Annotated in this window: 17 protein-coding genes; 8 read left to right on the plus strand and 9 right to left on the minus strand. The window is 71.3% G+C overall.

Annotated features, from left to right (window positions below; genetic code table 11):
* The first annotated feature begins 86 nt into the window (after positions 1-86).
* On the plus strand, positions 87-959 hold the full coding sequence (locus RV986_RS24335; protein WP_475919424.1) for an SURF1 family protein: 873 nt from the start codon (positions 87-89) through the stop codon (positions 957-959).
* Here the strand turns inward: RV986_RS24335 and RV986_RS24340 are convergent.
* From RV986_RS24340 to RV986_RS24355, 4 genes are all read right to left on the minus strand, one after another.
* Positions 929-2,338 (minus strand): hypothetical protein, encoded by a 1,410-nt coding sequence (locus RV986_RS24340; protein WP_475919425.1) that lies wholly within the window; start codon positions 2,336-2,338, stop codon positions 929-931. The two genes, RV986_RS24335 and RV986_RS24340, sit on opposite strands and share 31 nt — an antisense overlap.
* The gene (locus RV986_RS24345) at positions 2,335-2,910 is read right to left on the minus strand and encodes a SigE family RNA polymerase sigma factor (RefSeq protein ID WP_475924406.1); all 576 of its coding nucleotides are present in this window, start codon (positions 2,908-2,910) and stop codon (positions 2,335-2,337) included. The genes RV986_RS24340 and RV986_RS24345 overlap by 4 nt, the downstream gene beginning before the upstream one ends.
* 586 nt (positions 2,911-3,496) lie before the next feature.
* Positions 3,497-4,606 carry an aspartate-semialdehyde dehydrogenase gene (locus RV986_RS24350; RefSeq protein WP_475919426.1) on the minus strand — a complete coding sequence of 370 codons (1,110 nt, stop codon included), beginning with the start codon at positions 4,604-4,606 and terminating at the stop codon, positions 3,497-3,499.
* Positions 4,606-5,898 (minus strand): aspartate kinase, encoded by a 1,293-nt coding sequence (locus RV986_RS24355; RefSeq protein ID WP_475919427.1) that lies wholly within the window; start codon positions 5,896-5,898, stop codon positions 4,606-4,608. Before RV986_RS24355 ends, RV986_RS24350 begins: the two co-directional genes overlap by 1 nt.
* Before the next feature lie 257 nt (positions 5,899-6,155).
* Here RV986_RS24355 and RV986_RS24360 point away from each other — a divergent pair, with 257 nt between their 5' ends.
* Positions 6,156-6,869: a response regulator transcription factor gene (locus RV986_RS24360; RefSeq protein ID WP_475919428.1), complete on the plus strand. Its 714-nt coding sequence runs from the start codon at positions 6,156-6,158 to the stop codon at positions 6,867-6,869.
* A 122-nt stretch (positions 6,870-6,991) separates the two neighbouring features.
* On the plus strand, positions 6,992-7,699 hold the full coding sequence (locus tag RV986_RS24365; protein ID WP_475924407.1) for a TSUP family transporter: 708 nt from the start codon (positions 6,992-6,994) through the stop codon (positions 7,697-7,699).
* Between the two features lie 303 nt (positions 7,700-8,002).
* Here the strand turns inward: RV986_RS24365 and RV986_RS24370 are convergent, their stop codons facing one another.
* The 3 genes from RV986_RS24370 to RV986_RS24380 are packed head-to-tail and all read right to left on the minus strand — an operon-like array spanning position 8,003 to position 9,656.
* Positions 8,003-8,662: a DUF5063 domain-containing protein gene (locus RV986_RS24370; protein ID WP_060899733.1), complete on the minus strand. Its 660-nt coding sequence runs from the start codon at positions 8,660-8,662 to the stop codon at positions 8,003-8,005.
* Positions 8,655-9,254, minus strand: coding sequence for a recombination mediator RecR (recR, locus tag RV986_RS24375; protein WP_475919429.1), 600 nt, complete (start codon positions 9,252-9,254; stop codon positions 8,655-8,657). The genes RV986_RS24370 and recR overlap by 8 nt, the downstream gene beginning before the upstream one ends.
* 57 nt (positions 9,255-9,311) lie before the next feature.
* Positions 9,312-9,656, minus strand: a complete 345-nt coding sequence (locus RV986_RS24380) for a YbaB/EbfC family nucleoid-associated protein (RefSeq protein ID WP_475919430.1) — start codon at positions 9,654-9,656, stop codon at positions 9,312-9,314.
* A gap of 291 nt (positions 9,657-9,947) precedes the next feature.
* Between RV986_RS24380 and RV986_RS24385 the strand changes: the two genes are divergently transcribed.
* Positions 9,948-10,688 carry an SLATT domain-containing protein gene (locus tag RV986_RS24385; protein ID WP_475919431.1) on the plus strand — a complete coding sequence of 247 codons (741 nt, stop codon included), beginning with the start codon at positions 9,948-9,950 and terminating at the stop codon, positions 10,686-10,688.
* 55 nt (positions 10,689-10,743) lie between these two features.
* Here RV986_RS24385 and RV986_RS24390 read toward each other — a convergent pair whose 3' ends face one another.
* Both RV986_RS24390 and RV986_RS24395 read right to left on the minus strand, forming a co-directional pair.
* Complete coding sequence (locus tag RV986_RS24390; protein ID WP_475924408.1) at positions 10,744-12,294, minus strand: substrate-binding domain-containing protein; 1,551 nt, start codon at positions 12,292-12,294, stop codon at positions 10,744-10,746.
* A gap of 138 nt (positions 12,295-12,432) precedes the next feature.
* Positions 12,433-14,463: a serine/threonine-protein kinase gene (locus tag RV986_RS24395; RefSeq protein WP_475919432.1), complete on the minus strand. Its 2,031-nt coding sequence runs from the start codon at positions 14,461-14,463 to the stop codon at positions 12,433-12,435.
* A 384-nt stretch (positions 14,464-14,847) separates the two neighbouring features.
* Between RV986_RS24395 and RV986_RS24400 the strand changes: the two genes are divergently transcribed.
* The 4 genes from RV986_RS24400 (at position 14,848) to RV986_RS24415 (ending at position 20,364) form a co-directional block, all read left to right on the plus strand.
* Complete coding sequence (locus tag RV986_RS24400; RefSeq protein ID WP_475919433.1) at positions 14,848-16,203, plus strand: aminotransferase class III-fold pyridoxal phosphate-dependent enzyme; 1,356 nt, start codon at positions 14,848-14,850, stop codon at positions 16,201-16,203.
* Between the two features lie 244 nt (positions 16,204-16,447).
* The gene (locus RV986_RS24405) at positions 16,448-17,143 is read left to right on the plus strand and encodes a GntR family transcriptional regulator (RefSeq protein ID WP_475919434.1); all 696 of its coding nucleotides are present in this window, start codon (positions 16,448-16,450) and stop codon (positions 17,141-17,143) included.
* A gap of 20 nt (positions 17,144-17,163) precedes the next feature.
* Entirely contained in the window at positions 17,164-19,614 is a 2,451-nt protein-coding gene (locus tag RV986_RS24410) for a dolichyl-phosphate beta-glucosyltransferase (protein ID WP_475919435.1), read from the plus strand.
* Between the two features lie 99 nt (positions 19,615-19,713).
* The gene (locus tag RV986_RS24415) at positions 19,714-20,364 is read left to right on the plus strand and encodes a hypothetical protein (protein ID WP_054231368.1); all 651 of its coding nucleotides are present in this window, start codon (positions 19,714-19,716) and stop codon (positions 20,362-20,364) included.
* Positions 20,365-20,567 lie beyond the last annotated feature (203 nt).

The raw sequence follows: 20,567 nt of genomic DNA on the forward strand, positions 1-20,567 counted from the left end.
CAGCCTGTGGATAACTTCCCCGACCCGCACCCTCGGACAGGGCCCCGAAGCCGAGTCCCGCGCGGCGGCACCGTACCTTGGAAGTCGTGTACCGGTTCCTGCTGACGCCCCGCTGGTGGGGGATCAACGTCTTCGTGCTGTTGGCCATCCCCTTCTGCATCTTCATGGGGTCGTGGCAGTTGGGCCGGTTCGAGGCCCGCGTGCAGGACCACCGCGCGGCCGGTGAGCAGGCCGCGGCGGCCCGGACGGAACCGGCCCGTCCGCTGGGCGAGCTGTTGCCCGTGAACACGGACACGTCAGGGAAGCAGGCCACCGCGACCGGCCGGTACGGCAAACAGCTCCTCGTGCCGGACCGCGAACTCGACGGCAGGCGCGGGTTCTACGTGCTGACGCTGTTGCGCGTCGACGGCGGCAGGGCGCTGCCCGTCGTGCGGGGCTGGCTGCCCGGTGCCGCGGACCCGGCCAAGGCGCCCGCCGCCCCGAGCGGCGAGGTCACCGTCACCGGTGCGCTGCAGGCCTCCGAGAGCCCGGGGGCGAACGGCGTGACCGCCGCCGGGGGGCTCCCCGACGGGCAGACCGGCGCGATCAGCGCGGCGTCGCTGGTGAACCTGGTGCCGTACGAGGTGTACGACGCCTGGATCACCCTCGCCCGGGCCGACAGCGGGATGACGGCGGTGCCCGCGACCGCGCCGCAGGGCACCGGCCTGGACCTGAAGGCGTTCCAGAACCTCGGCTACACCGGTGAGTGGTTCGTCTTCGCGGGCTTCGTGGTCTTCATGTGGTTCCGGCTGCTGCGCCGCGAGGCGGAGTTCGCGAAGGACGCCGAGCTGGGCCTGGTCCAGGACGACACCGGAACCACGGCCGAGGACACCGCCGGAACCACGGACGAGCACGCCGACGGCGACGCCACCGCTCAGGACACCTCCGCTCAGGACGTCGGCAGCATCCCCGTCCGGTAGACCGTCCCCGCGCACGCGTTGGACACGGTCGTCGTGGCCGGTGCCGCGCCCGCCTCCGCCGTGTACGAGAGGGAGACACTGCCGTCCGCCACGCCGCCGTCCTCGGTGACGAGCTGGGTCGAGGTGCCGGTGCCCCCGGCGTCCGCGCCGGTACCGACGGTGGTGCCGTCCGAGCTGGTGCTCGGGCTCGGCGAGGGCTCCTCGGTGACCGGGCAGGTCTCCGAGGGCACCCAGGCGAACTTCACGACGTACGAGGCACTCGGCCCCAGCACCAGGGAGGCGACCTCCGTGGTGGGGTCCGGCAGCCCGGTGGCCGCGTCGCCCGCCACATGCGTGACCGTGCTGATCTTGGTCGCGTCCGCCGCCCCCTGCGCGAGGGCGCTCACGGTGCCCGCGCCGCTGACGGTGCAGCTGGTGGCGGAGATGTTCGAGAGGGTGAAGGAGCCGTAGACCGTGCCGGTGGTGTCCGGGGAGTCGATGGCGCTGGTGGCCCCGCCGAGCTGTGCCGCCGTACACGCGGGCGCGGTCGCCGGCGAGGTCGACGGACCGGGGCCGCCGGTGGAGGCTCCGGCGGTCGCCCCCTTGCCCTTGTCGGGCTTGCCGGACTGGCCGCCCTTGGTCTGGCCCTTGGTGGTGCCGGAGCTGCCGCCCGCGGTGCTCTCCCCGCCGTCCGGGCCCTTGCCCTGGTTGGTGCCGCCCTGGGCCTGTGAGGTGTTGCCCGCTATGGACGGGTCGGCGTTCGACCCGGAGGCGTTCGAGACGTGCACCAGGGCCGGGACGGCGGTGCCGATGAAGAGCGCGGCGGCGGCCACGCCGACGAGGGCCTGGCGCTTGCGGGCGCGCCGGGCGGGCACGGCGCGGCGCAGATGCTCCAGCGTCCCGTCGGGGGGTTCGATCTCCTGCACGGCCTGGTGCAGCAGCCGGCGCAGCGCCAGCTCGTCCGCGCCGAGCCCTTCGGAGCCCAGTAGGTCCAGACCTGACGTGTCCAGACCCGATGTGTCCAGACCTGACGTGTCCAGACCCGATGTGTCCAGACCCGATGTGTCCAGACCCGATGTGTCCAGACCCGATGTGTCCGGGTCCGACGCGTCCGGGTCCGACGCGTCCGGACCTGATGCCTTCGAGCCCAGTACCTCGGGGTCCAGCGCCTTCGGTTCCAGCGCCTTCGAGCCCAGTGCCTTGGGGGCCAGTGCCTTGGGGCCCGAAGCGTCCGGGCCCTGTGTGTGGGGGCCGTTTCGGTCGGGGCCGTCGTTCACAGTTCCGTTCCCAGCGTGCTGCTTGTGCTCGTCGTCGTGGGGCGCGGGCCGGTTCATCGGCTCATGCCACTCGTACGGCTCGTGTGGGTCGTGTTGGTCGTGGTTGTCACGTCGCCCGCTCATGCCGGGGCCTCCATGGCGACACGGAGCGCCGCGATGCCGCGCGAACCGTACGCCTTGACCGATCCGAGCGATATGCCGAGGGTCTCGGCGACCTGGGCCTCGGTCATGTCCGCGAAGTAGCGCAGGACGAGAACCTCGCGCTGGCGGCGCTGCAGGCCCTTCATCGCCTTGATCAGCGCGTCGCGCTCCAGCTGGTCGTACGCGCCCTCCTCGGCGCTCGCCATGTCGGGCATCGGCTTCGAGAGGAGCTTGAGGCCGAGGATGCGCCGGCGCAGGGCGGAGCGCGAGAGATTCACGACGGTCTGGCGCAGGTACGCGAGTGTCTTCTCGGGGTCGCGGACGCGTTTGCGCGCCGAGTGCACCCGGATGAAGGCCTCCTGGACGACGTCCTCGCAGGAGGCGGTGTCGTCGAGCAGGAGCGCCGCGAGGCCCAGGAGCGACCGGTAGTGGGCGCGGTAGGTCTCGGTGAGATGGTCGACGGTGGTACCGGCGGCCACGCTGTCCTCGGCGCCGTCGCGCTGACTCGGTATGCGGGCGGGCCGCGCTGCGGGCATGGGCGCGATCACCGGCATGCCGCCGGGCGCGCCGGGGCTGCGGAGTCGGCGGGGTGGACGCAGGGCTGTGCCCCTCGTCTGTACCGCGGTGAAATCGAGAACCTCTGCCACGCCTGTTGGACACGTCTACCCCCAACAGGGTTGTACGCGACAGGCATCACATTCGCTTCAGGCGACACATCGGCCGAAGTGTCCGCTCCCGCGCACACGTCGATCCCCGCTGGGACACGTACCGGACCACGCGCTGGGACACGTGCTCGAACACCCGCCGACGCGCCCGGCAGCGCGCCCGACCGTGCATTGAATGCCCTCATCCGTACAGCTCATCCCCTATGCCCCGTATGCAGTGCCGCCCCCGGGCACCCGTTTCAGGGCGACCGCAAAGACGCTCCCCGCCCTCCGCGCGGTTGCGGAGAACGGGGAAGAAAATCTTCAAACGCCAAGCGGCCCCGGATCAAGTGGTCCGGACCATTATTCCGGCCAGACAACCGACACAGATTCTACAAACGATTCCGGCCACGGCCAGAGAGTTTTTGGCTCCCGAACCCCGGGGGCGGGGAACATACCGGCCAGGTCACACCGGGCGCGGGTACCGACCGGGTGTTCAGTAGAGCTCCGCCGCCACCAGCTCCGCGATCTGCGCGGTGTTGAGGGCGGCACCCTTGCGGAGGTTGTCGCCGCAGACGAAGAGTTCGAGTGCGGTCGGATCGTCGAGCGCCCGGCGCACGCGCCCCACCCAGGTCGGGTCGGTGCCCACGACATCCGCGGGGGTGGGGAACTCACCGGCGGCCGGGTTGTCGAACAGGACGACCCCGGGCGCGGTGGCCAGGATCTCCCGGGCCTTCGCCACGGTGACCCGGCCCTCGAAGCGGGCGTGCACCGTGAGGGAGTGCGTGGTGACCACCGGGACGCGGACGCAGGTCACCGCCACGGGCAGGTCGGACAGCCCGAGGATCTTGCGGGTCTCGTCGCGCACCTTCATCTCCTCCGAGGACCAGCCGTCCTCGCGCAGCGACCCGGCCCACGGGACGACATTCAGCGCCACCGGCTCCGGGAAGGGGCCCGTGTTGTCGCCCACGGCCCGTCGTACGTCACCGGGGCTGGTCCCCAGTTCCGTACCGGCGACGAGGGACAGCTGCTGGCGCAGGGTCTCGACGCCCGCGCGCCCGGCGCCGCTCACCGCCTGGTACGAGGAGACCACCAGCTCGCGCAGGCCGAACTCGGCGTGCAGCGCGCCGAGCGCCACGATCATGGAGAGGGTGGTGCAGTTCGGGTTGGAGATGATCCCGCGCGGGCGCATGCGCGCGGCGTGCGGGTTGACCTCGGGGACGACCAGGGGCACGTCCGGGGCCATCCGGAAGGCGCCCGAGTTGTCGACCACGATGACGCCCTTGGCCGCGGCGATCGGGGCCCACTGCTCGGCCACCTCGTCGGGGACGTCGAACATGGCGACGTCGACTCCGTCGAAGGCGGCCTCGCTCAGCGCCGCCACCTCGACCTCCTCGCCGCGCACGGTCAGCTTGCGGCCGGCCGAGCGCGGGGAGGCGAGCAGACGGATCTCGCCCCAGATGTCCGCGTGCTGGGACAGGATCTGGAGCATGACCGTACCGACGGCCCCGGTCGCGCCCACGACCGCGAGCGTCGGCCGCCCGGAGCGTCCAGGCCGTCCGGGGCGTCCAGGGCTTTCAGCCGGTCGCCCGGTCCGTTCGGCCATCAGCGGCCAGTGCCCCCGTAGACGACGGCCTCGTCGCTGTCGGAGTCGAGTCCGAACGCGGTGTGCACGGCGCGCACGGCCTCGGGCACGTCGTCCGCGCGGGTGACGACCGAGATGCGGATCTCGGAGGTCGAGATCAGCTCGATGTTCACGCCCGCGTCGGACAGCGCCTCGAAGAAGCCCGCCGTGACTCCCGGGTTCGTCTTCATACCGGCGCCGACGAGCGAGATCTTGCCGATCTGGTCGTCGTAGCGCAGCGAGTCGAAGCCGATCACGGCCTTGGCCTTCTCCAGGGCGTCGATGGCCTTGCGGCCCTCGGTCTTGGGGAGGGTGAAGGAGATGTCCGTGAGACCGGTGGAGGCCGCCGACACGTTCTGTACGACCATGTCGATGTTGATCTCGGCATCGGCGATGGCGCGGAAGATCGAGGCGGCCTCGCCCGGCTTGTCCGGGACACCGACGACCGTGACCTTGGCCTCGGAGGTGTCGTGAGCGACACCGGAAATGATGGCCTGCTCCACCTTCTGGTCCCCTTGCTGCTGTGTCTTTTGAACGAGTGGTGCGCTGCTGACCCAGGTGCCCTGCAGTCCGCTGAAGGACGAGCGCACATGGATCGGGATGTTGTAGCGGCGCGCGTACTCCACACAGCGGTGGAGCAGCACCTTGGAGCCGGAGGCGGCGAGCTCCAGCATGTCCTCGAAGGCGATCCAGTCGATCTTCTTCGCCTTCTTCACCACCCGCGGGTCGGCGGTGAACACGCCGTCCACGTCGGTGTAGATCTCGCAGACCTCGGCGTCCAGCGCCGCGGCGAGCGCGACGGCCGTGGTGTCGGACCCGCCGCGCCCGAGCGTGGTGATGTCCTTCTTGTCCTGCGAGACGCCCTGGAAACCGGCGACGATGGCGATGTTGCCCTCGTCGAGGGCCGTACGGATACGACCGGGCGTGACGTCGATGATCCGCGCTTTGTTGTGGACCGAGTCGGTGATGACGCCTGCCTGGCTGCCGGTGAAGCTCTGGGCGCTGTGGCCCAGGTTTTTGATCGCCATCGCCAGCAGGGCCATGGAGATCCGCTCTCCGGCGGTCAGCAGCATGTCGAACTCTCGTCCGCTGGGCATCGGAGATACCTGCTCGGCGAGATCGATCAGCTCGTCCGTCGTGTCGCCCATCGCGGAAACGACGACAACCACCTGGTTGCCGTTCTTCTTCGCTTCCACGATTCGCTTGGCGACGCGCTTGATGCCCTCGGCATCGGCTACGGAGGAGCCTCCGTACTTCTGCACGACAAGGCCCACGTGCGCTCCTCGCTCAATCCGTCTCTGTACCGCACAACTGCGGTCGGCTCAGTCTAACGAGCGGCCGGACATCCCCTCCGAAGTATCACATCGTGAGATGTCCCGCTCACGACGTGATCACTTCGGGATGTCAGGTCAGCAGGGTCCTCCGGCCGCTCCGAGCGGCACCTGCCCGCCCTCGCGCCCCGCCACTCCGAAAAGTGCCCCGCGTCACACCGGCCCCCCGTGACTTAACTCTCAAGCACTAGGGTTCGGCTGTGCGCGTACTCCTGGTGGAAGACGACCAGCCGGTCGCCGAGTCCCTGAGGCGCGGACTGCTGCGCTACGGCTTCACGGTCGCCTGGGTCACGACCGGTCACGCGGCACTGGCCCACGAGAACCCGTACGACGTCGTCCTCCTCGATCTCGACCTGCCCGACACCGACGGCCTGGACGTCTGCAAGGCGCTGCGGGCCCGCGGTGACGTGCCGATCATCGTGATCAGCGCGCGCAGCGACGAGACCGACCGGGTGGTGGGCCTGGAGATCGGCGCCGACGACTACGTCTCCAAGCCCTTCGGTGTACGCGAGGTCATCGCCCGGATCAGGGCGGTCATGCGGCGCGTCCAGCCGCGTACGCCGGTGGAGAGCGGCCCCGACCGGTACGGGCCGCGGCTCACCGTCGACCGCAAGGCCGCCCGCGTACACCTCGACGGCGTCGAGGTGGCGCTCGCGCCCAAGGAGTACGACCTGCTCGCCTTCCTCACCGAGGAGCCGGGCGCGCTGATGTCCCGCGAACAGATCATGGAAGCGGTCTGGGACGCGAACTGGTTCGGCCCGACGAAGACGCTCGACGTCCATGTCGCCGCCCTGCGCCGCAAGCTGGCCGGCGCGATCACGATCGAGGCGGTACGGGGTGTCGGCTTCCGCCTCGCGGTGGGGGGTACTCCGCTTGCTGTGGGAGCGACTCCAGCCTCTCTTCGCGCCGGTTAGGGGCCGGCCGGCGGACGTGCAGGGCTGATCCAACTCCCGCCCGACTCACGCTGTGCGAGGGGATGGTGACGGGCGTGTGGGGGTGGCGGGTGGGGTAAGGGGCGTGGGTGACGGGCGAGTTGATGCTGGGCGGGATCGTGCTGGTGGGGTCCTGTGTGCAGTGGCTGACGGGGATGGGCTTCGCGCTCGTCTCCGTGCCCGCGCTGGTGCTGCTGCTCGGGCCTGCCGAAGGGGTCGTCCTCGCGAACTGCGCCGCCGGAGCGATCTGTGTCGTGGGGCTCGCCGGTGGGTGGCGGCGGGTGCGGGCGCGCGCCATGGTGCCGTTGTGCGTGGCGGCGGCGCTCACCGTTCCGGTGGGGAGCCGGGTCGCGCGGCGGCTGCCGCCGGCCGCGCTGCTCGTGTTCATGGGCGCGCTGGTGACGGTGGCCGTGGTCGTGGTCATGCGGGGCGCCCGGCTGCCCGCGCTGCGTGGCACTCGGGGTGCGGTGGCCGCGGGGGCGGTGGGCGGGTTCATGAACTCCGCGGCGGGGGTGGGGGGTCCGCCGGTTTCTCTCTACGCCCTCAACGCGGGCTGGACGGTACGGGAGTTCGTGCCGAACGCGCTGTTCTACGGGGTGGTGGTGAACGCCTTCTCGGTGGCTGCGAATGGCGTTCCGCATCTTGGGGCGGGGCGCTGGGGGGTCGTGGTGACGGGGATGGTCGCGGGGGCGTCGGTCGGGAGGGTGCTTGCGGGGCGGGTGCCGGAGCGGCGGGCCCGGGTGCTGGTTCTGTTGCTTGCCCTGATGGGGGGACTCACCACTTTGGGCAAGGGGTTGTGGGGGCTAGGCTGACGGTTGACGGGCGGCGGGCGGCGGGTGGTGAGTGGGTGGGTCGGGGCCGTGCCGGTACGTCGAGCCCGTCGCCGGTGGATCAGACGTGAGGTGGGGGAGGGAGCCGCTGCCAGATCCGGGCGTACGCGACGGGCTTGCGACGTACCGGCACGGCCCCTTCCGTGCGTCCTCGGCTGCCGGCCGACAGTTGTTGCCGGGGAGGAGTCCGTGCGTCCTCGGCTGCCGGTGATCAGTACCGGATCGCCGGCCCGGTCGCCGTCTTCACCCGGGCGCGCCGGCCCGCCGACCGGCCCCGGGGCGGGGCTACTTGGACGACCTGATGCCGAGCGGTCCGCCGATCTCCTCGGCCATGACGCGGCCCGCCTCCTCCGCGAGGACCTCCTCGCCGAGGTCCTGGTCGGTGTCGAGGCCGTTCAGATCGTCCAGGGGCTGGTTCAGGCGGACGTGGGCCACCAGGGACTGGAGGGCGCGCAGGGCCGCCGAGGTGGTGGACCCCCAGTTGGAGAAGTAGGAGAACTGCCACCACCACAGGGCCTCGGTGGTGCGGCCCGCGCGGTAGTGGGCCATGCCGTGACGCAGATCGGTGATGACGTCCGCGAGGTCGTCCGAGATACGGCAGGCCACCGGGGCCTTGCGCGGCTCGTACGGGTCGAACACCTCGGAGTAGACGTCGATCGGGTCCAGCATGACCGCGAGGCGCTCACGCAGGTCGTCGACGTCCGGCTCCGGACCGAGGTCCGGCTCGTAGCGCTCGTCGGGGACGATGTCCTCGTGCGCGCCGAGACGGCCGCCCGCCAGCAGCAGCTGGGACACCTCCAGGAGGAGGAAGGGCACGGCGGAGTCCGGCTCGTCGCCCTTCGCCACTTCGGTGACAGCGACGATGAAGCTCTCGACCTGGTCGGCGATCTGGACCACGAAGTCGTCGGGATCCTGACTGGTCGCGTGCAGCGTGGCGTCAGACATCTAGGAGTCGTCTCCCCTCGAAGGCGCGGCCGAGTGTGACCTCGTCCGCGTATTCCAGGTCGCCACCCACCGGGAGGCCGCTGGCCAGGCGGGTGACCTTGAGGCCCATGGGCTTGAGCATGCGGGCGAGGTACGTCGCCGTGGCCTCGCCCTCCAGGTTCGGGTCCGTGGCCAGGATGAGCTCGGTGACGATTCCGTCGGCCAGACGGGCAAGGAGTTCCCTTATCCGGAGGTCGTCGGGGCCCACGCCCTCGATCGGGCTGATCGCACCGCCGAGCACGTGGTACTTGCCCCGGAACTCACGCGTCCGCTCGACCGCGACGACGTCCTTGGGCTCCTCGACCACGCAGATGACGGTCAGGTCCCGGCGCGGGTCGCGGCAGATGTTGCACAGCTCCTCCTGCGCCACATTGCCGCAGGTCGCGCAGAAGCGGACCTTTGCCTTGACCTCCATGAGGCACTGCGCGAGCCGACGGACGTCCGTCGGCTCGGCCTGCAGGATGTGGAAGGCGATCCGCTGCGCGCTCTTGGGACCGACGCCGGGCAGCCGCCCCAACTCGTCGATGAGGTCCTGGACCACGCCTTCGTACACGGACTGCCGCCCTTCCTGGAATCTTTCAGTACGTACGGTAGTTGGCCGCCGCCGGTCTTAGAAAGGCAGACCGGGGATCCCGCTGCCGCCGCCGAGGCCCTGGGCGAGCGGGCCGAGCTTCTGCTGCTGAAGCGTCTGCGCGTTCTCGTTCGCCGCCTGGACCGCCGCGACGATCAGGTCGGCGAGCGTCTCCGTGTCCTCGGGGTCCACGGCCTTGGGGTCGATGACCAGGGCGCGCAGCTCGCCGGAGCCCGTCACCGTGGCCTTCACCAGACCGCCGCCCGCCTGGCCTTCGACCTCCGTGCGCGCGAGTTCCTCCTGCGCCTCGGCGAGGTCCTGCTGCATCTTCTGGGCCTGCTGGAGCAGCTGCTGCATGTTGGGCTGGCCACCACCGGGAATCACGATCAGCTCCTGGTTTCGTACGGCTGTCTGGACGGGGTTTTCCCGTTCAGCACGAGCCTACGTGGTCGGCGGGGCCGTCGCCCAAGCACTCTTTCGAGTGAGACGACCTTGAAGCCTATACCTGATCAAGACCCTCTTCTGGGCGGAAAAGCGGCGAAACCCGGGCCATCGCCACCCATTGGGCGGTAGGAAGGAAACGGCGCTTCGGCACCATGCGTCACTTGACATCACACAACGTCACCAGACGCAATGTCACCAGCTTCGTCGTCCTTCGCCAGTAGGGAGTGCCGGGTGAGCCAGCCGGAGATGCAGCCCGAGGGGCCGGCCCAGGACGGGCGGGACGACGAGGCCGCTGGGCCCCGGCCCGGTGATCTGACCGGTCGGGCGTTTCCGCTCGGGGACTGGGGAGATCCGGCCGAGCGGCTCCATGAGCTGTACCGGTGGGTGGAGCGGGGGGCGCTCGACACCTCGGCCTGGTATCTCGCGGACCGGGTGTGGAAGCGGCGGGGCGCGCGGGTGCTGCGCGGCGGGGCGGCGGCGGGGGCGGTGGCCGGGGCCGCGCTCCCCCTGCTGGACCTCACGGGAGTGGTCGGCGGGGTCGCCCCCTGGGGGTATCTCGCGCTGCTGCTCGGGGTGGCGTGCGTGGCCGGGGACCGGTTCTTCGGTGTGACCTCCGGGTGGATAAGGGACGTGGCCACGGCGCAGGCCGTGCAGCGGCGGCTTCAGGTGTTGCAGTTCGACTGGGCGTCGGAGAGCGTGCGGGAGGTGTTGGGGCCCACGGAGGGGACCGCCAGCGAGGCGGCGGAGCGGTGTCTTGGGGTGCTGCGGCGGTTTTCGGAGGACGTGACGGAGTTGGTGCGGGTCGAGACCGCGGACTGGATGGTGGAGTTCCGGACCGGGCCGGCGCCGCTGGGGATCCAGTCCTCCCTGGCCGGGGCCCCTCGGTCGGAGGGTGCGCCGGCCGGGCGGCTGCCGCTGCCGCCGGGCACCCGCCCGAACATGCCCCGCCAGCGCCCCCCGGAGCCACGCTAGCGATTTCCCGCGGTTCTCCGCGCTCCTCCGGGGACGCGGGGAACCGCGCGGCCGCTCAACCGGCGCCGCAGATCTTGAGGCCCATCGGGGTGCCGCACGGGAGGTGGCCGTGGGTGCGGATCACGTCCTGGCCGTTGCCGTGGCTGATGTAGGTGAGGAAGCTGGAGGCGAGGGAGTCGGCGGGCGGCGAGCCGTAGGTGTAGGCGTACTCGATCTCGCGGTACGGGTAGTCCGACACGCCGTGTTCCAGGTCCTCCACGGACGCGATGTGGCCGTCGAGGGTGAGTTTGTGCAGGCCCTTGTACCCGGTGGCGAGGTTGAGTTCGCTGTAGCCGATCGCACCGGGCAGCCCGGCCACGGTGCTCAGCACCTGCTCGGTGGAGTCGAGTTCGCAGCGCACCACGGGTGCCGTCACGTCGTCCTTGTGGACGCAGTCCAGGGAGGAGTTCGCGATCTCGCCGCGGCCCAGGACGCGTCGCTGGAAGACCTGGCGGGTGCCGGAGTTGGCGTCCCGGCTGACGAGCAGGACGGGCTGGTGGGGGCCGTCGGGGACGTCGGGGCCGTCGAGCTCATTCCAGTACTTGATCTCGCCGTGGTAGAGACGGCGCACGTCGGCGAGGGACAGATTCCGTACGGGTACGTCGTCGTTGACCACCAGCGCGAAGACCGAGACCGCGACCCGGTTCTCGCGCAGCTGCGGGAACCCGCTCGGCTTGGGGCCGTCGGAGAGGGCGACGACGGGCGGCGAGCCGTTCTTGGCCTTGGCACCCGCGTCGGCGAGTTCACGCACGCCCGCCGTGCTGCCGTGCGCGTCGACCACGATGTCGGCGCCCTCGCAGTCCTGCTCGTACTTCTTGGCCAGCTCGCTCATCACGGGCGCGAAGGCGGTCGAGCCGGTGACCGTCAGCGTGCCCTGCTCACAGCCGATCGGCGGCGGCGAGTCGTCACGCAGCACCACGATCAGCGCGAGCGTGACGACACACACGGTCAGCATCACGGTGATCAGCCGGGCCGCACGACTGAAGAGCGGCGGCTGGTCGTCCGGTGTCGTACTGCGGTTGGGACTGACCTCGCCGTCCCGCAGCCCGCCGATGAGCCGAATCTCCCGCCCCACGTCACCGCCCGACAGCAGCACGAGCAGCTTGAAGTGCTCGCCCCGGTTGAGCGGGACGCGCGGGATGCGCAGGACGCCGTCCTCGTAGCTGAGGCCCGCGGCGGGGGTGAAGTGGTCCATGAGGTGGTCGGTGCCGGGCGGCTGGGTGACGGACACACCGCGGATGGTGCGGTCGGTGAACACCGCCGTCAGGCCATGGCGTTCGCGGCTCGTGTAGTCGTCCCCGGCGATGCTCTGCGAGCCGTCGTTCTCGATCCGCAGCAGTACGAGGGTGGCGTCCGTCATGCCCGGCGTCTCGTCGAACAGCCCCAGCCGTACGTTGGCGCGCCCGGAGCGCACGTCGTCGCCTATCGGGTTGTCCATCTGGACCCGGTAGCCGATCCGCTTGCGCCGCGGCACCCGGCGCTCGTACCAGACCATCACTGCGGAGGCCACGACACCGATCACGGCGGTCCCGACAGCCACAACGTTCTCTGCGCTCAGCCACTCCATCGCGAGCCACTCCCCCGAGCCCAACGGTGCGGTCACCGTACGGCCTGGGACGGAAACATCCGGGGTACGCGAGGTGAAGTTAAGCGGCCGGTCACGACAACCGACAGAGTGTTCAGTGCCAGTGCCTCGTCAGGTGCGTCAACCGCTCTTCGTGTACGTCAGCGCCTCGCCGGAGTCCGTGTTCACCCGGCGCAGCCGGCCGTCGGACAGGAGGGTGATCTCCGAGGCGGCGCCCGGTGTGCAGGAGGACGCCGGTTCGCCGCTGAGGACTTCGGAGGGGCCGATCTCCAGGGGGCCGCCGGTGACCGGGGCGGCGGTCAGTGTGGCCTGGAAGACACAGTGGTACGTGCCGGCGCCGGACGGCCCTTCCGCGACGAGCGAGAGGACCGTGCCGCCCACCTCGCCCTGCTGGATGGCGAGTTGGCGGGTGTTGTGACCGGTCGCGTTGTCGATGGAGGAGTTCCAGGTGCCGAGGAACGCCTCCGGGATCGCGCCGCCCTGGGGGGCCTGCGGCGAGGGTGAACCGGAAGAGGAAGAGGAAGAGGAAGAGGAACTGGAGGGAGAGGCGGAGGAGGGCGACGGGGACGACTGGTCGGGTGTCGTCGGGCCCGGCGTCGTGGGCGCGCCGGTGGGCGAGGACGCCTTGGAGTCGTCGGTGTCCTCGCCGCCGCCCTGCATCAGCGCGTAGACGGAACCGCCCGCGCCGAGCGCGACGACCAGCGCCACGGCCACCAGGGCGGCGGTGGAACGGCCGCTTCTGCGCGGCGGCTCGGGCTCGGGAGCACCTCCGGGACCGTACGGCGACGTGGCCGATCCCGGCCCGTACGGCGCTGGGGGCACGCCCGGTCCGTGCGGCGGTGTCGAGCCGTAGGGACCGGGGGCGCCCCAGCCGCTCTGCGGATAGCCGTAGCCGGAGGGGCCCGAGGGGCTGGGGTGCTGCTGGGGATAGCCGTAGGCCGGGTGGGCGGGGTACGCGGCGGGCGGTGCGGGCGGCGCAGGCGTCCCACCCGCGCCCGCGCCCGCGCCCGCGCTCATCGTGGGGAGGTGGTCCGCGGAGGCCGGCTGCCCGGACGGGGGCGGCGTGGGGCTCTCCTCGGCGGGGCCGTGTTCCGGGGCGACCTCGGGGGCGGGCGGCACGGCGGGGGCGGACGGGGGCTTGGACAGGTCGAAGCCCGGGGCGGCTCCCGGGGCGGGAACGCCGGCCGTCTGCGGAGTGGTGGCCGGAGCGGGACCCGGGGCCGGGGCCTCGGCCGGGTTCTCCGTGTCCAGCAACCGCACGGCGTGCCGCCCCAGTTGGGCCACCAGCGCACTCGGCAGCCACGGGTCACGGGCCCGCCCGTCCGCGACGGTGTCCTCCGCCCCGGTGCGCGCCAGGATCTCGTCGAGACCGGGGCGCGCGGCGGGGTCCTTGCGCAGACAGTGCCGTACGAGGCCGGCGAGGCCCTCCGGTACGCCCTCCAGGTCGGGATCCTCCTGCGCGATGCGGAACATCATCGCGTGCACCCCGCTGTTCGCCGCCCCGAAGGGCAGGACGCCCGTGGCGGCGTACGAGAGGACCGAGCCCAGGCAGAAGACGTCGCACGCGGGCGTGACACGGTCGCCGCGGACCTGCTCGGGCGCCATGAACCCGGGCGAGCCGACGAGTGCGCCGGTGCGGGTGAGACCGCCCTCGGTGACGGTCTCCAGGGCGCGCGCGATCCCGAAGTCGATGACCCGCGGGCCGTCGATCGTCACGAGCACGTTGGAGGGCTTCAGGTCGCGGTGGATGAGGCCGGCGGCGTGGATGTCCTTGAGGGCGTGGGCGAGTCCGGCCGCGAGGATGCGGACGGAACGTTCCGGGAGCGCGCCGTGGTCGTGGCCCACGACGGTCTGCAGGGACGGTCCCGCGACGTAACCGGTCGCCACCCACGGGATCTCGGCCCCGGTGTCCGCGTCGAGGACGGGCGCGGTCCAGTACCCGCCGACCCGGTGCGCGGCCCGCACCTCCTGCCGGAAGCGCGCCCGGAACTCCTCCTGCGCGGCGAGTTCCTCCCGCACCAGTTTGACGGCGACGGTACGGCCCCGGTCGGAGCGGGCCAGATACACGCGCCCCATCCCGCCGGCACCGAGCCGCGCGAGCAGTCGGTACGCCCCGATCCGCTGCGGATCCCCGGCCCCCAGCTTCTCCATCGTCCCGCCGCCTTCCCCCGTACCTGCCCCGTACCTGCCCCGTACCTGTGCAACAGCCCGAGCCCGAGGATAGTGCGGCCGTACGGGAGGCGGGTGGGGTGGTGTCTACGGTTCGGTAACAGCATCTGCCGTGTTCGTGACGTCCGTCGCAGCCCCGTCGATCTCGTCGAGAACCGCCGACATTCGCCGACATTCGCCCCGAACTCGTACGATCCCGGCGCTGTCGTTCCCGGTGCTGTCGTTCCCTCCTCGTCGGGCGGTCCGGCCGACGGTTCGGCGTGGCCGTCGCTCGTCGCCAAGCCCGACAGACTGTCGCGGAAAGGCCCCGGCCGCAGACAGGACGTCGATGTCGCGGCCCCTCCGTGGACACCTACGCTTCGGCGCATGACCCCTCAGCCCAACCCCCAGGCCGGCGCCGCCGTGAAGGCCGCGGACCGTGCGCACGTGTTCCACTCCTGGTCCGCGCAGGAGCTCATCGACCCGCTCGCCGTCGCCGGCGCGGAGGGGTCGTACTTCTGGGACTACGACGGCAAGCGGTATCTGGACTTCACCAGCGGGCTCGTCTTCACCAACATCGGTTACCAGCACCCGAAGGTCGTCGCCGCGATCCAGGAGCAGGCCGCGACCCTGTCCACGTTCGCGCCCGCCTTCGCCGTTGAGGCCCGTTCGGAGGCGGCCCGGCTGATCGCCGAGCGGACCCCGGGCGACCTGGACAAGATCTTCTTCACCAACGGTGGCGCGGAGGCCGTCGAGAACGCGACCCGGATGGCCCGGCTGCACACCGGGCGGCCGAAGGTGCTCTCCGCGTACCGCTCCTACCACGGGGCGACCGCCACCGCGATCAATCTCACCGGTGACCCGCGGCGCTGGCCGAACGACAGCGGTGCGGCGGGGGTCGTCCACTTCTGGGCGCCGTTCCTCTACCGCTCGCCCTTCCACTCGGACAGTGAGCGGCAGGAGTGCGAGCGGGCGCTGCAGCACCTGGAGGACACGATCGTCTTCGAGGGCCCGGGGACCATAGCGGCCGTCATCCTGGAGACGATTCCGGGTACGGCGGGGATCATGATGCCGCCGCCGGGCTATCTGGCCGGGGTGCGGGCCCTGTGCGACCAGTACGGGATCGTGTTCGTCCTGGACGAGGTCATGGCGGGGTTCGGACGGACGGGCAAGTGGTTCGCGGCGGACCACTACGACGTGACGCCGGACCTGATGACCTTCGCCAAGGGCGTGAACTCGGGCTATGTCCCGCTGGGCGGCGTGGCCGTCTCCGCGGCGATCGCGGAGACCTTCGCACGGCGGCCCTACCCCGGGGGGCTCACGTACTCCGGACATCCGCTGGCCTGTGCGGCCGCCGTCGCCACGATCAACGTGATGGAGGAGGAGGGGATCGTCGAGCAGGCCGCGCGGATCGGGGAGACGGTGCTCGGGCCCGGGCTGCGGGAGCTGGCCTCCCGGCATCCCAGTGTCGGTGAGGTGCGCGGTACGGGGGTGTTCTGGGCACTGGAGCTGGTCAAGGACCGGTCGACCCGGGAGCCGCTGGTCGCGTACAACGCCTCCGGTGAGGCCAATGCGCCGATGGTCGCGTTCGGCTCGGCCGCGAAGGCGCTGGGGCTGTGGCCGTTCATCAACATGAACCGTACGCATGTCGTGCCGCCGTGCAATGTCTCCGAAGCGGAGGCGAAGGAGGGGCTCGCGGTGCTGGACGAGGCGTTGTCGGTGGCGGACGAGCACACGGTCTGACACCACGGAACGGTTCCTCGCCCCCACCACCCCGCCCCAACCCGGGCCTCCGCCCCCTGACCTCGGGAGATCCCTTCACCGCGGGCCGGTGGGGGCCGGGGCGGAGCCCCCGGGTGGGCAGCGGCGGACGGGACGGGAGAGGTTTTTATGGAACCCCAACGCGTAATGTGACGTGCTCATAGATGAAGCACAAAAACGCGCACGCACGGACGTGCACCCGTACGCGATGGGGGAGCCAGACACCATGCCCGGCACCGGCGGCAGCGGCGCCGTAACCCGTAGCACCCTGCGACAGCAGCTCGCGGACGCGCTCCGCGACGAGGTGCTGGCCGGCCGACTCCAACCGGGGAAGGAATTCACGGTGAAGGAGATCGCCGAGCAGTACGGCGTCTCCGCGACCCCGGTCCGCGAGGCCCTGGTCGACCTGTCGGCCCAGGGCCTCCTGGAGGCGGACCAGCACCGCGGCTTCCGCGTGCACGAGTACTCCACGGACGACTACCGCGGCATGATCGAGGCCAGGAGCCTCGTCACGGACGGCATGTTCACCAGCCTCACCCTCGGCGGCATGGCGCAGGTCGACGACCCCCGCGCCCTCGCCGCCCTGGCCGGCGTCCGCCGCCGCGGCGAGGAGGCCCAGCGCGCCGCCCTCGCCGGCGACCTGAACATCCTCATCGGCTACGACCTCCGCTTCTGGCGCGAGCTGAGCGCCCTCTTCGGCAACCCCTACCTCGCCGACTTCCTGCACCGCCTGCGCGTCCAGTCCTGGGTGTGCACGGTGCAGCACCTACGCCGGGTGGAGGACCTGAAGGGCCACCTGTGGGCGGGACACACGGAGCTCGTGGACGCACTCGCGCACCGCGACCCGGCCGCGGCGCACGCGATCGTCGCCGCGTACAACGCACACTCCCTGGCCCTCATCGAGCGCCTGGCCGCCGAATGAGCGCCCCCCACCCCCAGACTATGGACGTCATAGAGGACATGCCGGCCCCTGCCATCGATCTCACGGTCGTCGTTCCCGCCTACAACGAGGAGCGGCGGCTCGCCCCGACCCTCGACGCCATCGTCACCTACCTGCGCGAGAACGAGGGCCACCTCGGCACCTGGGAAGTCGTCGTCGTGGACGACGGGTCCACGGACGGGACGCGGGACGTCGTCACCGCCGTCACCGCCCGCGAGCCCCGCGTCAAGCTCGTCGCCAGCCCCCGCAACCGCGGCAAGGGCAGCGCCCTGCGGCTGGGCGTAGTCGCCTCCTGCGGCCGACGCGTCCTCGTCACGGACGCCGATCTCGCCGCGCCGATCGAGGAACTGCAGCTGCTCGACAAGGCGCTCGCGGAGGGGAACGCGGCCGCGATCGGGTCCCGGGCCACGGCCGGCGCGACGATAGAGGCGCGTCAGCACCGGCTGCGCGAGTTCCTCGGCCGCGCGGGCAACTTCCTCATACAGCGGCTCGCGGTGCCCGGCATACGCGACACCCAGTGCGGGTTCAAGCTGTTCGAGGGGGACCGGGCCCGGGAGGCGTTCGGGACGTCCCGGCTCAACGGCTGGGGGATCGACATAGAGGTGCTGCAGCACTTCCGGCGGTCCGGGTGGCCGGTGGCCGAGGTTCCGGTCCGCTGGTCGCATCAGCCCGGCTCGAAGGTACGGCCCCTCGACTACGTCCGCGTCCTCGCCGAACTCACCCTCCTCAAGGCCCGTTCCGTCCGGCCCGCCGACCTCCTCGCCGCCGCCCTCTTCCTTCTCATGGCGGTCGTCCTCTACTCCGGCCGCTGGGCGGACCCGGACGGCCGCTACCTCCCGGACTCTCTCCAGGACCAGAACCAGTGGGAGTGGTTCTTCGCGGTCACGGCGGACAGCGTCCGCCACCTCCACAACCCGCTCTTCAGCACCCTCCAGGGCTTCCCGGACGGCGTGAACCTCATGGCCAACACGGTCATGCTGGGCCTGTCCGTCCCCTTAGCGCCGATCACGCTGGCCTTCGGCCCCGCGGTCGCCCTCACCCTCGTCATGACGCTGGGGCTGGCCGCGACCGGCCTCGCCTGGTACTGGCTGATCGTCAAACGGGTCGTACGGCACCGGGGCGCCGCCTTCTTCGGCGCGACGCTCGCCGCCTTCGCTCCCCCGATGGTCAGCCACGCCAACGCGCACCCGAACTTCGTCGTCCTGTTCATGGTCCCGCTGATCGTCGACCGCGCGCTGCGGCTGTGCACCGGCGCGCGGGTCGTCCGGGACGGGATCGTGCTCGGGCTGATGGTGACGTACCAGATCTTCCTCGGCGAGGAGCCCCTGCTGCTCGCGTCGATGGGCATGGTGCTCTTCGCCCTCGGGTACGGGCTCGTGCGCCGGGACGTGGCCAGGGCCTCCTGGCGTCCGCTGCTCAAGGGGATCGCGATCGCCGGCGCCGTGTGCCTGCCCGTCGTCGCCTTTCCGCTGTACTGGCAGTTCGCGGGGCCGCAGAGCTACAAGAGCGTGCTGCACGGCGACAACGCCGGCAACAGCCCGCTCGCCCTCCTCTCCTTCGCCGAGCGCTCGCTCGTCGCCGGGAGCGCGGAGAACGCCAACGCGCTCTCCCTCAACCCGACCGAACAGAACGCCTTCTACGGGTGGCCGCTGGTCGCGTTCGCCTTCGCGGTCGTCATACGGCTGTGGGAGCGGACCCTCGTGAAGGCGCTCGCGTTCACGGCGATCGCCGCGGCCCTGCTGTCCCTGGGGCCGAAGTTCCGGATCCCGACGACCGACACCGTGCTGCCCGGGCCCTGGGCGCTGGTGGCCCACAAGCCCCTCTTCGAGTCCGTCATCGAGGGGCGGGTCGCGATGATCTGCGCACCCGCGCTGGGCATGCTGGTGGCGCTCGCGATCGAGGCGCTGATGCGGTCACGCAGTGCCGCCACGCAGTACTTCGGCGCGCTGGCCGTCGCCGCCGCGCTGCTCCCCCTCGTGCCCGCGCCGCTGAAGACGGTGGACCGGGTGGCGGTGCCCGCGTTCTTCACCGACGGGAGCTGGCAGGCATACGTCGACACCGCGAAGGGCGAGTCCCTGGTGCCGGTGCCGGTGCCCGACCCGGGCAACGCGGAGGCACTGCACTGGCAGACGGCCGCGCACCTCGGCTTCAAGATGCCCGGCGGATACTTCAACGGCCCGTACGGCGAGGACCACGTCGGCATCTACGGGGCCTCGCCCCGCCACACCTCGAACATGCTGCGCGACGTACGGTATACGGGGGTCGTCCCCGTGATCGGCGAGAACTGGCAGGCACAGGCCCGCGCCGACTTCACGTACTGGAAGGCGGGCGCGCTGGTCCTGGTTCCGCAGGACCACCAGGACCAGCTGCGGGAGACCGTGGACAAGCTGGTGGGCCGCCCGGGTACGTGGGTGCACGGGGTGTGGGTATGGGATCTGCACGAGGGTGACTGAGGACGGGCCTCACCCATTACGCTTCCCTGACCACCGTGCTCCCCCCGGGGAGCCACTCCCCGACCACCGTGCTTCCCCAGGAGCTAGAGGAGCCGTCTGTTGGCCTGTGACCTGTGGCTGGTCCCGCTCGTCGACGTGTTGTGCCACACCCCTGACAACCCCTTCGCCGAGGAACTGGCGCTCTACGACAAGGCGCTGGGCGAGGCCGGACTCCCGCCCGTCCCGGTGTACGCGTACATGCCCGGGCTGTCCGGTGACGTGGCCCCGGTCGCGGGCTTCGACTACGACGCGCTGCACTTCCTGCGCCGGGCGTATCTGCTCCAGATGTGCGGGCTCGCGGTGACCCCGGTGGACGAGCTGGGCGGCGACTACGAGCAGCTGCTGGAGATGTTCGAGACGAACGCCCAGCAGTCGCACCTCGTGTGGCACTACGACCACGCGGGCGCGTACGTCCCCGTCGACTTCCCGCATCCGCTCGCCAACGACGAGCTCCTCGCCGGGGGCGGCCCCCTGGGCTCCTCCCAGACGCTGCTGCGGGAGCTGGAGTTCGTGGCCCCGTCGATCGGCATCGACCCGGCGAACCCGCCCGCGGCCCCGCAGCCGCCGATGGCTCCCACCGAGCTGGAGGAGCCGGCCGCGCCCGCCCCCTACGACGCGAGCCCGTTCGCCCGCGAGCGGCACGTCTGGCTGGGGCTGCACGCGGCGGCCACCCGTAGTCTCGCCCAGGGATCGATGATCATCTTCAGCTGAGCCGGACCCTCGCCGGCCAGGGGTGGGGCCGACTCCGCGCACCACCCCTGGCCTGTCCGAGGCCCGCCTGCCCGAGGCCTGTCTGCCCGAGGCCCGCCTGCCCTAGGCCCGCCCGTCCGGCGCCCGCCTCCACCTTCCCCTCATCCGCCGGCTTGTCCTCACCCGCGCACGAACGGGTGCGACCCGGCCGCGGCCGAACCCGC

The sequence above is a fragment of the Streptomyces sp. RLA012 genome (genome assembly GCF_056270325.1).

Excerpts from the sequence above, each read along its gene's own strand:
- RV986_RS24340 (WP_475919425.1), bottom strand. The coding sequence starts at position 2,338 with ATGAGCGGGCGACGTGACAACCACGACCAACACGACCCACACGAGCCG.
- RV986_RS24345 (WP_475924406.1), bottom strand. The coding sequence starts at position 2,910 with ATGCCGGTGATCGCGCCCATGCCCGCAGCGCGGCCCGCCCGCATACCG.
- RV986_RS24350 (WP_475919426.1), bottom strand. The coding sequence starts at position 4,606 with ATGGCCGAACGGACCGGGCGACCGGCTGAAAGCCCTGGACGCCCCGGA.
- RV986_RS24365 (WP_475924407.1), top strand. The coding sequence starts at position 6,992 with ATGCTGGGCGGGATCGTGCTGGTGGGGTCCTGTGTGCAGTGGCTGACG.
- RV986_RS24370 (WP_060899733.1), bottom strand. The coding sequence starts at position 8,662 with ATGTCTGACGCCACGCTGCACGCGACCAGTCAGGATCCCGACGACTTC.
- RV986_RS24390 (WP_475924408.1), bottom strand. The coding sequence starts at position 12,294 with ATGGAGTGGCTGAGCGCAGAGAACGTTGTGGCTGTCGGGACCGCCGTG.
- RV986_RS24395 (WP_475919432.1), bottom strand. The coding sequence starts at position 14,463 with ATGGAGAAGCTGGGGGCCGGGGATCCGCAGCGGATCGGGGCGTACCGA.
- RV986_RS24400 (WP_475919433.1), top strand. The coding sequence starts at position 14,848 with ATGACCCCTCAGCCCAACCCCCAGGCCGGCGCCGCCGTGAAGGCCGCG.
- RV986_RS24405 (WP_475919434.1), top strand. The coding sequence starts at position 16,448 with ATGCCCGGCACCGGCGGCAGCGGCGCCGTAACCCGTAGCACCCTGCGA.
- RV986_RS24410 (WP_475919435.1), top strand. The coding sequence starts at position 17,164 with ATGGACGTCATAGAGGACATGCCGGCCCCTGCCATCGATCTCACGGTC.